The sequence below is a fragment of the Arthrobacter sp. LAPM80 genome (assembly GCF_046736435.1).
GTDB lineage: Bacteria > Actinomycetota > Actinomycetes > Actinomycetales > Micrococcaceae > Specibacter.
The window spans coordinates 87,842-101,781 of sequence record NZ_JBCHVD010000009.1 but is presented as its reverse complement, the minus strand read 5'-3'; the positions used below and the strand labels follow the sequence as shown (position 1 = coordinate 101,781).

At 60.9% G+C, this 13,940-nt stretch carries 14 protein-coding genes; 8 read left to right on the top strand and 6 right to left on the bottom strand.

What is annotated here, in order from left to right; translation table 11 throughout:
- Positions 1-453: 453 nt before the first annotated feature.
- Positions 454-1,005 carry an AAA family ATPase gene (locus AAGW05_RS11170; RefSeq protein WP_411804598.1) on the bottom strand — a complete coding sequence of 184 codons (552 nt, stop codon included), beginning with the start codon at positions 1,003-1,005 and terminating at the stop codon, positions 454-456.
- A gap of 18 nt (positions 1,006-1,023) precedes the next feature.
- Complete coding sequence (locus tag AAGW05_RS11165; RefSeq protein WP_411804597.1) at positions 1,024-1,434, bottom strand: TA system antitoxin ParD family protein; 411 nt, start codon at positions 1,432-1,434, stop codon at positions 1,024-1,026.
- Positions 1,435-1,759: 325 nt separating this feature from the next.
- On the opposite strand from AAGW05_RS11165, the gene AAGW05_RS11160 reads away from it, so the two are divergent.
- Positions 1,760-2,200 carry a YtoQ family protein gene (locus AAGW05_RS11160; RefSeq protein ID WP_411804596.1) on the top strand — a complete coding sequence of 147 codons (441 nt, stop codon included), beginning with the start codon at positions 1,760-1,762 and terminating at the stop codon, positions 2,198-2,200.
- On the opposite strand, the gene AAGW05_RS11155 is transcribed toward AAGW05_RS11160, so the two are convergent.
- From AAGW05_RS11155 to AAGW05_RS11145, 3 genes are read right to left on the bottom strand one after another with little or no spacing between them, the layout of a single operon-like run.
- Positions 2,197-2,964: an SCO1664 family protein gene (locus tag AAGW05_RS11155; protein WP_411804595.1), complete on the bottom strand. Its 768-nt coding sequence runs from the start codon at positions 2,962-2,964 to the stop codon at positions 2,197-2,199. The two genes, AAGW05_RS11160 and AAGW05_RS11155, sit on opposite strands and share 4 nt — an antisense overlap.
- Positions 2,964-3,512 carry a DUF3090 domain-containing protein gene (locus AAGW05_RS11150; RefSeq protein ID WP_411804593.1) on the bottom strand — a complete coding sequence of 183 codons (549 nt, stop codon included), beginning with the start codon at positions 3,510-3,512 and terminating at the stop codon, positions 2,964-2,966. Before AAGW05_RS11150 ends, AAGW05_RS11155 begins: the two co-directional genes overlap by 1 nt.
- Positions 3,513-3,536: 24 nt before the next feature.
- On the bottom strand, positions 3,537-4,229 hold the full coding sequence (locus tag AAGW05_RS11145; protein WP_411804592.1) for an MSMEG_4193 family putative phosphomutase: 693 nt from the start codon (positions 4,227-4,229) through the stop codon (positions 3,537-3,539).
- Between the two features lie 32 nt (positions 4,230-4,261).
- On the opposite strand from AAGW05_RS11145, the gene AAGW05_RS11140 reads away from it, so the two are divergent.
- Complete coding sequence (locus AAGW05_RS11140; protein ID WP_411804591.1) at positions 4,262-4,576, top strand: hypothetical protein; 315 nt, start codon at positions 4,262-4,264, stop codon at positions 4,574-4,576.
- Between the two features lie 47 nt (positions 4,577-4,623).
- Here the strand turns inward: AAGW05_RS11140 and AAGW05_RS11135 are convergent, their stop codons facing one another.
- Positions 4,624-5,379, bottom strand: coding sequence for a YqjF family protein (locus tag AAGW05_RS11135; RefSeq protein WP_411804590.1), 756 nt, complete (start codon positions 5,377-5,379; stop codon positions 4,624-4,626).
- Between the two features lie 486 nt (positions 5,380-5,865).
- Here AAGW05_RS11135 and AAGW05_RS11130 point away from each other — a divergent pair, with 486 nt between their 5' ends.
- The 6 genes from AAGW05_RS11130 (at position 5,866) to AAGW05_RS11105 (ending at position 13,872) form a co-directional block, all read left to right on the top strand.
- The gene (locus AAGW05_RS11130) at positions 5,866-6,348 is read left to right on the top strand and encodes a methyltransferase family protein (protein WP_411804589.1); all 483 of its coding nucleotides are present in this window, start codon (positions 5,866-5,868) and stop codon (positions 6,346-6,348) included.
- Between the two features lie 154 nt (positions 6,349-6,502).
- On the top strand, positions 6,503-8,308 hold the full coding sequence (locus AAGW05_RS11125) for an ABC transporter substrate-binding protein (protein WP_411804588.1): 1,806 nt from the start codon (positions 6,503-6,505) through the stop codon (positions 8,306-8,308).
- Positions 8,309-8,764: 456 nt separating this feature from the next.
- A complete protein-coding gene (locus tag AAGW05_RS11120) occupies positions 8,765-9,094 on the top strand; it encodes a hypothetical protein (protein ID WP_411804587.1) in 330 nt (109 codons plus the stop codon).
- 42 nt (positions 9,095-9,136) lie between these two features.
- Entirely contained in the window at positions 9,137-9,394 is a 258-nt protein-coding gene (locus AAGW05_RS11115) for a hypothetical protein (protein WP_411804586.1), read from the top strand.
- A 530-nt stretch (positions 9,395-9,924) separates the two neighbouring features.
- Positions 9,925-11,841 carry a translational GTPase TypA gene (typA, locus tag AAGW05_RS11110; RefSeq protein WP_411804585.1) on the top strand — a complete coding sequence of 639 codons (1,917 nt, stop codon included), beginning with the start codon at positions 9,925-9,927 and terminating at the stop codon, positions 11,839-11,841.
- 393 nt (positions 11,842-12,234) lie between these two features.
- A complete protein-coding gene (locus AAGW05_RS11105) occupies positions 12,235-13,872 on the top strand; it encodes an ABC transporter substrate-binding protein (RefSeq protein WP_411804584.1) in 1,638 nt (545 codons plus the stop codon).
- Positions 13,873-13,940 lie beyond the last annotated feature (68 nt).

Here is a 13,940-nt window from a genome sequence, read left to right as displayed (position 1 = left end):
AACCGGCGCCCGACCACCCTGCGGGCGAACCCCCGCGGAGGGGAAGTCGGCTAAGGCAGCAAGCTCAGCGGCCCACTGGCTCCCCGCCGCTCTCCAGTTGGATGAAAGGTTATTCCGTGACTTAACGTGGTCGAGTTCCGGTTTAACGTGTAGAACCGCTGTACTGGTTGTCAGACGCCAGGGATGCATCAAACATCCCTGGCGTCTTCGTCCCAAGGGTTTGTATCGCCGTCAAAGAACTTCTGCCTGTGGCACTTGTACGTGACGACGCTGTCGCCTTCAAGCCTGTACTCGTTCCAGTGGTAACGCTTCTTTCCGCAGCCCTTCTACTCGTTAGTTTTATAGCTCGTCATGAAAAGCGCCTCGTGTTCGGGCGTCGGAACAGCGCAGTTCCCCACCGCGTGATCACGGGGAAGTGACGGGGGCCCTTCTTAGAGGGTGTCCGCCAGCACGTTAGGCGGTAAGCGCAGCCGGCGCCCAGGATGGCCACTTGGGCTCGCCGACAAGCCGTCCGCGTTCGTATTCGGCAACGCGCAGGAAAGCGTTTTTGGCGGTGCTGTTGTCGAAAAACTCAGTGCGGTCGGCAATCATGCGCGCAGCCGCGATGAGGTCCCACAGTCGTGCGTGGCGACCGCGGATCTTCTGCTCGGGTACGGCGTGGCCACCGCGCTGGACGCGTTCGGCAACGCGATTCACGGTCGCGTCAACGGGAAGGAGCAGGACGTGCAGGTGAACGAGATAACCACTGCGGTGTGCTTCTTGAACCAGGTCGAGCTTGCTCGGATGGCTGAACACCGTCTCAGTGATGAACGAACGGCCGGTCGCCAGCAACTGTATTCGCTCCTCAGTAGCGGCGCGGGAAGCATCGTAGGCGTGCTCGATCTCGTTCCCAGGCCAGCGCTTGGCGGCAATCAGGTCTGCATTCACACAGGGCAGATGGGTCACCGGCTGCAGGATTCGCTCGACATAGGTGGACTTACCGGACCCGTTCGGCCCGGCGATCAAGTGCAGAACCGGCACCGCTCAGGCGCTCTTATTGGCAGCCACTGCGCCAGCGGACCATGGACGGTTGTCGTCATGCCCGTCGCCACCGCGCACGACTGTGTGACCCTGCTCGTCCGCCTCTGTCCAGGAACGCCCTTCCTGAGTGAATTCAGCAGCAAGATCCAAGCCGGCCAGGCGTTCCGTGACCTGCTCGTCCCAGCTCGCACGTATTATGGCCTGGTCGCGCTCACCGAGGTCATCGTATGATTTTTCTCCGGCGAGCACGTGCTCTATGTCGTGCAGGCTCGTGTTGGGGGCGGCTTCAAGCTCACGCCCGATTCGCGCCCAGTGGCTCAACTGCTGCGCTGCGCTGCGGCTTGCAATAGCACCCTGCGCCTTTGCTGCGTCAAAGAGATTGCCATCCACTCTCATTGGCATCGTGTTACTCATACATCCATTGTAGCAATTTGCTACTAAGCCGACCAGCGCCTAAAGAGCTGTCCGCGTTGCGCAACCAGTTGGCTTAGCGCATTCATGCTTGCCGCGAATTCTTTGTATACATCGCACAGCGACAGGTTGTTCTGCGTGGTGCTGTGGTCGAGTTCCACTTCAACGCCTGACATACAGCGGTCCGAGCCCGCACCATAGCGGCAGAGCATCCGGTGCGCCTCATGCTCTCTAGAACGCTGGATTGGATCTTTCCGATGAACTATTAGATGGTGAACTAGGAGACCAATCTCAGATCCGTCCAGCACGTATGAAGGAGCGCTCAACCATGAGTTTTATTGTCTATCTTTCCGGTGAGATTCACACCGACTGGCGTGACGAGATTCAGCGCGGTGCCCAGGCCGCCGGGCTGGACGTGGAATTTACCTCACCGGTGACCGACCACCCCGCAAGCGACGCCGCGGGCGACCATCTCGGCGCGACCTCTAACCAGTTCTGGCGCGATCACCAGTCCGCCAAGATCAACGCCATTCGCACGCGCACCCTGATTGAACAGAGTGATTTGGTGGTAGTGCGCTTCGGGGACAAGTACAAACAGTGGAACGCCGCCTTCGATGCCGGCTACTGCGCCGCGCTGGGTAAGCCCTACATGACTTTGCACGATGAAGATATTGTCCATCCGCTCAAAGAGGTCGACGCACAGGCTCAGGCATGGTGCACGACCACCGAGCAGGTGGTGCAGACACTGCGGTATGTGCTCAAGGCTTAGAACAGCGGCCAGGGCACTGCCGACATCTCACCCCTGGGAGCCGGAAACTGCCCTGCCAAGCGCAACTGGGCGCAGCGCGAGGCGAGCGAAACGATTTCTTCGGCGCTGAGCAAGGCCGCCAGGTCTCGGCCCAGCTCACCGTCAAGTCCTGCGCTGACACGATCAACGCCGTCCAGTTCCTCGGCGGTGAGATCCTCTCCGAGCCATCCCCACAGCACCGTGCGCAGCTTGTGGTCATGGTGAAAGGTGAGCCCATGGTCCACGCCATACCGGTGTCCGTCAGCCATCGCCAGTATGTGATCGCCTTTGCGGTCGGCGTTGTTGACGACGACGTCGAACACCGCCATGTGCCTGAGGGCAGGTGAGTCTTCATGAACTAGCGCGACCATCGCTCCGGTTTCATCGCGCCCCTCGAGAACCTGTTTCCAGCCTGTCTCCGGCACGAGGTCCGCTGGGAGCAGGTTCACTGCGTTTTGGGCTGGGTCTTGCTCCTGCCAGAGCTGTACCATCCCTTCACCCAGCGGACCATCGCGCAGCCAGGTGTGCGGCACCACATCCCAGCCCAAGACCTGCGAGACCAGGTAGGCGGCCGCCTCGCGGTGAGCAAGGGTGCCGTGGGGAAAATCCCATAGCGGCTGTTCGCCCGCCATCGGTTTATAGACGACTACCGAGTCGCCGATGCTGCCCAAGAATGTAGCGTTTGAAGCAGTCGTGATGCGCCCGGTCAGCTTCAGCTCGGCGGTCACCAGATCCGGCGCTGGCATCAGACCTCGGGAAGGGTGCAGATGTGCCCGTCGGCGTCTATGGGGTAACCGCAGAGCGAGCAGATCGGACGCCCGGCGCCGACCACCTCACGGGTGCGCTTGGCGAAGGCCCGGGCTGCGCCGACCGGCATTCGCACCAGCAGCATCTCTGTCTCGATGGCGCCGTCCTCAGTAAGGGATTCGTCATCAGCATCAACATCGGTGAGAGGGTAGGCCTCCACCACGACCTGCGCCGTCGTGGGGTCCCAACCTAAGCTTATGGCGCCGGTCCGAAACTGTTCCTGAACAGCCTCGAGCTGGTCATTGTCGACAAGTTCAATCGGAGTGCTCGTGGGAACGCTGAACGGGTTGCCGTCGATGGTGATGAGCTGATCGAGAATTTCGTCGATCTTCTCGGCGAGCAGGGCCGACTGTTGTTTCTCCAGGGCAATACTGACGATCTGAGTCCCTGCACGCACCTGCAGGTAGAACGTGCGCGCCCCCGGCAGGCCAAGGGTGCCAACGACGACGCGATCAGGCCAAGAGAACTCGTGAACTGGTGAAGACATATTAGTAGTCTAGGCGCATCAGGTTTACGGCGCTTTTTGCCCTGCCCCGCCGCCCACCGGCGCATCGCCGGCGTGGATGCCCTTGGACAGCCACGACAAATCCCCGGCGTCGGTGTTGATCGCATAGACGCTCGGTCCACTAACGCCGTAGTGCACGATCGATACGGAGGCGGGGCCAACGTTAATGCGCTGGAACAGATCGAGGTGCATCCCGAGTGCGTCGGCAAGGATTGACTTGATAATGTCACCGTGACTTACAGCCACCCAGACGGCCCCTGGCCCGTACTCAGCCTCGAAGGATGCATCGTGGCGTCGAATAGCTGCCACTGAGCGAGTCTGCATTGCGACCATGGATTCACCGCCGGGAAAAATGACGGCGGATGGTTGCGACTGCACAACCGACCATAAATCCTCCTTCGCAAGATCACTGAGCTTGCGGCCCTGCCACTGGCCGTAATCGCACTCTGTGAGATCGCGATCAACCGGCGTGTACGGAGTGCCAGCCTGGCGATCGAGGATGAGCGCGGTGGTCTGCTGACAACGTTCAAGAGGGCTCGACACCACCGCGACCACGGGCACAGCTGCGAGCCGGTCGCCGGTCAGAGCCGCCTGGCTGCGTCCAATTTCGTCCAGACCGACGCCGACGGCCCGACCGGCCAGCACACCAGTGGCATTGGCTGTGGTGCGGCCGTGCCGCACGAGAATAACTGTCGCCATCCACCCAGCCTAACCACCCGATCGATGGCAGTGTGAACCGTACCGGCTCGCGGGGCGACCCCTTCCTCACCCTGGACGCCTCCGGACCCGGTGGCGGGCCAGCCGGGCCCATCTGGAACACCGCAGTGGTCTCAGAAGCCGCACCGTCGTATGCCCCCTTCGGCGGGCACCTCATCCAGGCAACGACGTTGCTGGACCGTCTTGACGGCCTCGCCGGGGCAGTCGACGTCCCCCGTGACCTTGAGCGCCTCTACCAAGTTTCCACCCGGGACTGGGAAGCATCCAGGGGGGCGCTCACCGCCGGTGACAACGCGGGCAGGATGATTGCCGGGCTCCTGAAGCCTTGAGCTTCAGGACCCCTGCGTTCTGGGCCACGGTATTCCAGGCAGGCCGGCTACCTGCGGCGGGTGAGCAGTTGCGGTGTTGTGAAGACAGTTGTGACGCCGGCGGAATAAAGGACCGAATCGGGTGCCCTGCCGGCCACACCTGCCATGCCAGCTGCGGCCAGCAATCCGTCGTTCAAGTACAGCAGTTCAGCATGCTGGAGTGGCCACGGTTCATGATGGTTGCGGCAGTAAATGGTGCGGCCAAGATGGCTTTCATGAAAACCCCAGCGTGCCGTCAAAAAAGCTGACATCGGATCATTCGCAACGGCAGCATTTGCCGCTGGGTCACGGCTTGGCCGAACGATCATGTGCGATGAGGCATCGGGTTGGCCGTGGCGCCTTGTCAGGTAGGCAACTTTGCCGTCGCGCTTTTCCAGCTTCATTGATGCCCACTGGTACTTCAGACCGAAGGTTGCCCGTGCAATGAGCACAGGGATCACATGGGAAGCTTCCAAACTCAGGAAAACTACTCCCCGCTGCCCGTCCGGGCCCTTTGAGTAAAGCCGGACGTTGACTTCGGGAAAATTACCCAACCATGGAATGCTCGGGCTGCCAAAGAATGAACTCTTGGACATTTGAAAACCAATGAGCCCAATCCAAGCGCTTCCATCAATGACGTCGGCAGAGCAGCCTGCGGGCATGTAGGGCTCAACCACACCAGGATCGACCCTCCAATGCAGAAAAGTCACCTCACTCCAGCGCTGGCGCAAAATGGCGGACCCTCCCAGCGGTGGGGCATGAAGGTCCATGGCATCGGATGTCATACGGGCCGGACCTGGCATCCGCTGACCACAAGGGAGTGCAACTGTAGTTGCACCCGACAAAAATTTGGGGACGGTTCTTGGCCATAGATCCCTGAGCAATAGTTCACTGTCTGCATCCACCACTCCCACATCAAAAAACCTGCGTTCGCAATCCAACGATTCCCAACGGATATCGAATTCTTCATGCCCTCCCATGATTATGCGGCCCGCCGCAGCTTTCGGGTAGCTGTTCGACGTCGAAGGGTTCAATATTGCGCGGGTTGTACGGATCGAGGGTGGGTAACACCCCTGGAGCCGTGTGGCGGCCCAGCAATCCGAGTACAAAAGGGCTCCCGAGTAATTCGCCCAACCGAGCAAGACCAGCTGGATGTACTTGAAAAAACTTGCAGGCCCCCGGCAGACTTCTCGACCAGCGGCCAGTGCGGGGTTAGCCTGAGCACAGGACCAAAGGGTCATGGCACGAGCGGCATGAACGGCAGGAGCACCATGAGCAAGCACCAGGGCCTTCCCCTTCCACCGGCGGCCGCGGCAGCAGCCGGAATTGCGCAACGTTTTACACCGAGGGGCGCGAAGCTGCCGCGTATGCGCAAGGTGTCCGCGGTGGTCGTTGTCGCCGTTTCGGGCGCCGTATTGCTGGCCACCGTTGGCGCCTTCGCCCGACGTGGCACAACCCTGGATCCCACCGCGCCATCAAATGCCTCAACACTTGTCACCTCCGGAACCAACGCAATCTCCCGCAACCCCATGTATGTGGGCGTCGCTGGATTGTTGGCCGCCCATGCACTCCAGAGGGGCTCCTGGCAGGCGTGGCTGCCTGTGGGTGCCTTTGTCGTGGTGATGGACCGCTTTCAAATTGCCCGCGAAGAGCAGGCGCTGCGCAGCGTTTTCGGCGAGGAATACCTCCATTACTGCGAACGCACTCCGCGCTGGCTCGACGGTCGCTCGCTGGACGTCATTGAGGGGCGTTGACATCAAGGGACACTGAACCACCGTGGACCACGCCACGCAAACCGGCTGCCTCCAGCACGCTGCGGTACTCTAGCAAGCAGGATTATTCCCGGGACCGGCACACCGCCGCAGTCATTCCGGAGGACCATGTTGAAGCGAAGAACCTGGAGGTGGAATGCGGCCCGGATGCATTTCCAAAGTATTGGCCGCAGCCGCGGCAGTGGCGTTGTCCCTTGCAGCATGCACCCCCACGCCCCCGGCACCGCACGAATCAAGTGCCTCCCCCACAGCGGTCGATGGCGGCAATGCCACAGTCCTCGAGGCTGCGCCCTTCACCTCGTTCAACGCCTCAAGCGTCACAGGCAACACACTGACGAACCGTCGCATCGACTCCGCCACGCACTCGGGCTTCAACTCCGTGGGCAGTGATTTGAAGATCGTCAAGAACGTGAAGTTTGGCAAGTATGAAAAGGTCAAGGATCAGCCGCTGACCATTAAATACACCATCAACGGCGGTGTTCAATGGTCCGACGGCGCCCCCGTGACGGCCGATGACCTGCTCCTTCAGTGGGCGGCGGCGTCGGGCTATTTCGATGATGCAACCCTGAATAGGGACTTCGCCGTCACCTCCGGCACGGCATACTTCCACGGAGCCGGCGACAAAACAGGTATCAGCCAGACCGAGATGCCTGTCATTGGTGACAACGGGATGTCCCTGACGCTGACCTACACCACGCCGTTCTCCGATTGGGAAACCGCCCTGGGCAGCACTGTCAGCGTTCCGGCGCACATTGTTGCCGTCAGGTCCGGGCTCGTGGACGCCACCGCACTGACAACCCTCCTGCAAAGCGGGCGCAAGGGCGATCCGGCGCATCCCGTTCCGGCCAACCCCACCCTTCGCAAGGTTGCCGATTTTTGGAACACCGGTTTTGACAGCAAGAGCATGCCCGATCCCTCCCTTGCACTGTCCAACGGCCCCTACCTCGTCAACGGCATCACGGCAGGGAAGGAACTCGTCCTGGCCCGCAACCCCGACTACGTGTGGGGAACAGCGCCCAAATTGGACACCCTGACCGTGCATTATGACAGTGATCCGGACAAGCAGGTTGCCGCCCTGAAGGATCAAACCGCGGACGTGATTTCACCCGCTGTCACCCCCGAGCGTCTCACGGCCCTCACCGAACTCAAGCCCAACGGCGTGCAGGTCCAGCAGGGCCTGGGGCTTGGCTTTGACCAGGTGGTGCTCAACTTCACCGGAGTCCTTGCCGCGCCCGAGCTGCGCACGGCTTTTCTGTACACCGTCCCGCGCCAAGACATTCTCGCGCGGGTGGCCAGACCCCTTGATCCCAACGCCGCGGTGCTGAATTCCTTTGTCTTCCGCCCGGCCCAGGTGCCCTACAAGGAATCCTCAAGCAGCAACGGCACGGCGGACTTTACCGCGGCGTCGCCTGACACGTCAGGTGTCGCCAAGGCCAAGGACCTGCTCGGCGGTGCCCGGCCCACCGTGCGCGTCCTCTATAACAAGGACGATCCTGACCGGGTCCTGGAATACGCACTGATTGCCAAATCTGCCACGGACGCCGGCTTCACTGTCACCGACGGCGGCAAAAGCGCGGGCGAATGGCTCGGCGCCTTGAAATCGGGTTCCTTTGATGTGGCGCTGTACGGCTGGACCGGCAACCCCGCCGGCTCCGTCCAGGTGCCGCAGGTATTCAGGACAGGCGCAGTTTCAAACTTCAACCATTTTTCCAACACCGTCGTCGATCAGTTGACGGAACAACTGGCCGTCAACCCCGACGACGCCAAGCAAAATGCCTTGAAGATGCAGATCGACCAGCTTGTCGTTGAAGCTGGCTACGGTCTGCCGCTGTTCCAGCGTGCAACCCTGAGCGCCAGCGGGAAGCACGTCGAGGGCGTGCAGTATTCCCCGCTGGACATCGGCCCGTGGCAAAGCATCGCCCAGTGGTCCTTCGTCAAATAGCAGCCACAGCCGGCGTTTGGGCACCTGTTCCCATCGCTGCAGGGCCGCACAACCGGAAATCTCTATCAAACACGATGCACCGTTACGGGCGTTCGCGCCTTTTCAAGCAGTGCGCCTGATAGCGGAAACCACAGTGAGTGAGGGAATGCTCGGCTCCGATAAGGAAACTGGCCAAGACCATGCGGCTGTCCGGGCAACAGCTGGACAAGGTGACCGCGTCCGTGCAGGCAGCCGTTGTCCGCTCACACTGGCAGGGGCCCGACAGTGAGCTCTTTAGCCAACAATGAGCATCGCGCCTGCGCCCACCTGCCGTTCGGCCGGAGCCGGCCGTGAGGATGCCGCCAAACTCCTGCTGGCCCAGACCTCCGACCACGAAGCGGCCAGCGCAGATACCTGAGGTGGGGCAGAACCGAGCCCGGCGGAAACAACAACACTCCCGGCGGCATTGAATTCGTCATGGAAAAGTTCTTTGGCGCCGATGGGGGCCAGACTTCCGGGATTCTCGACGGGCTGAAGTTCGTCGCCGAGAAGTTCGGCTGGGATCTGAGTCTGGCAGACTCCGAGTTCGCCTCGTCCGGATTTAACGAGACAGTGAAAATTGGCGGCCGGGTCCTCGGCGCCCTCGGTGTGATCATGGGTGGCCTGGACAATTCGTCAGGCATCGAAAACAAGGACCCCTTCCGGCTGGCTGGGCGGTGGGCTCGGTTTCGGATAATCCCGGCCCACCGCAACAGCTTCCCTGCCCCTACCTACGCATCACCAGCCACGAAATTTTGGCGCTCCTGACCTGCAAATCCGGACCCGAGATCGGCCAGAGCCGCAAGGTGCTTGGCCTGGCCGGAAGACAGCGACCTGGTCCGGGCGGGCATGGGAACCCTGAACGTCAGGGATTCCATCCTGCGGCACGGCGAGGAAGTGGCCCTGCCGGGAGACGCCGAGGTGATCGCGAGTGCTGGGATGTGGACGGGCTTGAGTTTGTTGAACAGGTTGTGGACGGCGTCGTTGCGGATGGCGTTGCCGCTGTCTACCGCAACAACTGATGGAGAGTTCAATGCAGCCCGGGCCGCACGAAGCCGCAAGCTTTGACCAACGTGCCCTCGGCTACGGGAAGCGCCCAAGTCGATGCCCGACGCCAAGGATGCGGAGTTCAACCTTCGCATCAATGTCATTGGCATGTGGATCGTGTCCGGAATTGTGTGGGCCGCGTGCCTTGCGCCGTGGCTGTTTTCCCCTCGCGGGCGGGAACCAGATGCCGGCGTGATGTACATGCGCTCCATCATGTGCCGCCGCACGGCGCCGTACAGCCGTTCGTTGGCTGAAACAGGCCCTTGGCGCCTCCCACGTACGCATGCGGCAGGTGAGTTTCATCACGGAGCGCGCCTGCCGGCGTCGTACTTTAAAGCCGAAAAGACGCCACAGGGCACACCGTTGGGTGGGAGGTTGGCGCGTTGGTGGCAAAAAATACGCACTTCATGGGATAAAGTGACTAGGCCGTATTTGTCGATACGACTAGAATGGTGTTATCTGCCGATTCTTCACGGCCAAACATCAATGTGACTTTCTGCTTTAGCCCTTCCGGGCCTGCAGCCGGGCCCAACTGAAACGAGTCTTAACGCATGAGCGATCTTTCCCTCAATACTGCCTCGCGCAATGACCTGCGCAACGTCGCCATTGTGGCGCACGTTGACCATGGAAAGACGACTCTGGTCGACGCCATGCTCCAGCAGACGCACGCATTCGCCGCTCACGGTGACGTCGCTGAGCGCGTCATGGACTCCGGTGACCTGGAGCGCGAAAAGGGCATCACCATCTTGGCCAAGAACACGACCGTTGCCTACAACGGTCCCTCCGCCAATGGTCTGGCCATGACCATTAACGTCATTGACACCCCGGGCCACGCCGACTTCGGTGGCGAGGTGGAGCGCGGCCTGTCCATGGTTGACGGTGTTGTTCTGCTCGTTGACGCTTCCGAGGGCCCGCTGCCCCAGACTCGCTTCGTACTGCGTAAAGCCCTGGCCGCAAAGCTCCCCGTCATCTTGTTGGTGAACAAGACCGACCGTCCCGATGCTCGCATCGATGAGGTTGTTGCCGAGTCCATGGACCTGCTTCTGGGCCTGGCCTCGGACATGGTTGACGAAGTCCCCGACCTGGACCTCGACGCCGTCCTGAACGTTCCCGTTGTTTACGCATCCGGCAAGTTGGGTCGCGCATCCTTGACGCAGCCCGAAAACGGTGCCGCCCCGGACAACGAGGACCTTGAGCCGTTGTTCAAGACGATCATCGATCACATCCCGGCCCCGACCTACAACCCGGAAGGTGTCCTGCAGGCGCACGTCACCAACCTGGATGCCTCCCCATTCCTGGGCCGTTTGGCTCTGCTGCGTATCTTCAACGGCACCCTGCGCAAGGGCCAGACCGTTGCCTGGGCCCGTCACGACGGCACCATCAAGCCCGTAAAGATCACCGAACTGCTGGCAACCAAGGCACTGACCCGTGTTCCTGCCGAATCAGCGGGCCCCGGTGAAATCGTTGCCGTTGCCGGTATCGAGGACATCACCATTGGTGAGACCCTGACCGATATTGAAAACCCGCAGCCGCTGCCGTTGATCACGGTTGACCCTCCGGCCATCTCCATGACCATCGGTATCAACACCTCCCCTCTGGCCGGCCGCGTCAAGGGCGCCAAGGTCACCGCACGCCAGGTGAAGGATCGTCTGGACAAGGAGCTCATCGGTAACGTCTCCTTGAAGGTTCTCCCGACCGCTCGTCCGGACGCCTGGGAAGTTCAGGGCCGTGGCGAATTGGCTCTGGCCATCCTCGTTGAGCAGATGCGTCGCGAAGGCTTCGAACTGACAGTCGGCAAGCCGCAGGTTGTGACCATCCAGGTCGACGGCAAGACCCACGAGCCGATGGACCACATGACCATCGACGTACCCGAGGAATACTTGGGCGGCGTCACCCAGCTCATGGCTTCCCGCAAGGGCCGCATGGTCAACATGGCCAACCACGGCACCGGCTGGTGCCGCATGGAATTCATCGTTCCGGCCCGTGGCCTGATCGGTTTCCGTACCCGCTTCCTGACGGACACCCGCGGTGCAGGCATCGCCTCCTCGCTGGCCGAGGGCTACGAGCCGTGGCACGGTCCGATCGAATACCGCAACAACGGTTCGATCGTGGCTGACCGCACCGGCGTCGTCACCCCGTTCGCGATGATCAAGCTTCAGGAACGCATGAGCTTCTTCGTGCAGCCCACCTCCGAGGTCTACGAAGGCATGATCGTCGGCGAGAACTCCCGCTCAGATGACATGGACGTGAACATCACGAAGGAAAAGCAGCTCACCAACATGCGTGCGGCTTCCTCGGACACCTTCGAGAACATGACCCCGCCGCGCAACCTGACCCTTGAAGAGTCCCTCGAATTCGCTCGCGAAGACGAGTGCGTTGAGGTTACCCCGGAAGCGATCCGCATCCGCAAGCTCATCCTGGACGCCAGCGAGCGTGCCAAGGCTTACCGCGCCCGCGCGAAGGCCTAGTCCCCACTTGCCGGCCGGATAAATCGCTGACGCGATTTTTCCGGAACCTGGCAAGCGTGGGCCCAGACGCTTCTGGTCGGATAAATCGCTGACGCGATTTTTCCGGAACCTGGCAAGCGTGGGCCCAGACGCACTCGGTTGAGTGAACTTGAGCCCAACAGCGTGACTCGCGAAAGGCCCGTTCCAGCTTCTGCTGGGGCGGGCCTTTCGTCCGTGATAATGTCTCATCTCTATTACGATCTACCCAGAATGTGATAGCGGTTACTCGCAGGTAATATTTGCGGCTAACCTTGATGATGTGTGAGCCAGTACATACGTGAGTTCAATGGAGAATTTCACAACACAGCGATGCTGTGATGTTGACTGGCTTCAACCTCAAATCAAGGAGATGGAATGCGATTCACACGATCGTACAAAGCGTTGGGTGTTGCCGCCGTATTGGCCCTGGCACTCACCGCGTGCGGCGGCAACGCTGACAATAGCAGCAGCAATGCCGCTGGTGACACGACCAAGGTCATCACCGCAAATGGCACCGAGCCGGCCCAGGGCCTGTTGCCCGCGAACACCAACGAAGTTGGTGGCGGCCGGGTCATGGACCTGATCTTCACGGGGCTCGTGAGCTACGACGCCAAGGGCGCCACCCAGAACGAACTGGCGCAGTCCATTGAAACCAAGGACTCCCAGAACTACACGATCAAGATCAAGTCCGGGGAGACTTTCAGTGATGGTTCGCCCATTACGGCCAAGAACTTCGTTGACGCCTGGAACTTTGGTGCAGCCGCCAAAAACACCCAGCTGAACTCATACTTCTTCGAGACCATCAAGGGCTACGATAAGGTCAGCGCCGCGAAGTCCACGGTTGACACCATGGAGGGCCTGAAGGTCGTTGATGACAACACCTTCACCGTCGAGTTGGCCGCCCCGGGATCTGACTTCCCCCTGCGCCTGGGCTACACGGCCTTCTACCCGCTCCCCGAGTCCGCCTACAAGGATCCGGCCGCCTTCGGCCAGAACCCCGTCGGCAACGGCCCGTACAAGCTGGCCCCGAATGGCTGGGCACACAACCAGTCCATCAAGCTCGTTCCGAACGATAAGTACACCGGACCGCGCAAGCCGAAGAACGGCGGCGTGACTTTCACGCTGTACAACAGCACGGATGCCGCCTACACGGACGTGCAGTCGGACAACTTGGACGTTCTGGACCAGGTCCCGCCGAGCGGGCTGCAGAACTACAAGACCGACTTCGCTGGCCGTTTCGTCAACCAGCCCTACGCCGGTAATGCCACAATGACGATCCCGAGCTACCTGCCCGAGTTCTCAGGTGACGCCGGCCAGATGCGCCGCCAGGCCATCTCCATGGCAATCGACCGCCAGCAGATCATCGACAAGATCTACTACGGTAACAAGAAGATCGCCACGGACTTCACCTCGCCCGTCCTTGACGGCTATAACGGCAGCTTGCCGGGCAGTGACGTCCTGAAGTTCAACCCGACCAAGGCCAAGGAACTCTGGGCTGCTGCGGACAAGATCAGCCCCTGGCCCGCTGGCAAGGTCTTCACCATCACGTCCAACGTCGATGGTGCCGGCAACAAGGAATACATCACGGCCATGGCCAACCAGATCTCCACGAACCTGGGGATCACGGCCCAGCTGAATCCGATTGCTACGTTCAAGGAAATGCGCAACCTGGTCAACACCAAGAAGCTGACCGGCGCCTCGCGTGCCGGCTGGCAGGCCGACTACCCGTCGCTGTACAACTTCCTCGGCCCGCTGTACGGCACCGGTGCAGGTTCCAACGACGGCAACTACTCCAACCCGGCCTTCGATGCTCTGTTGACCAAGGGCCTCTCGGCAACCAGTGTTGAGGACGGAAACAAGATCTTCAACCAGGCTCAGGAACTCCTGCTCAAGGACCTGCCCGTCGTACCCCTGTGGTACCAGGCAGTCCAGGGTGTTTGGAGCAACAAGGTCAACACAGTCCAGTTCGGCTGGAACGGCGTGCCGCTGTACTACGACATCACAGCCAAGTAATTTGATTAACTGACATTGCAACCTTAAGGGGGACCCGGCCTGGGGCCGGGTTCCCCTTGTGTGCTATC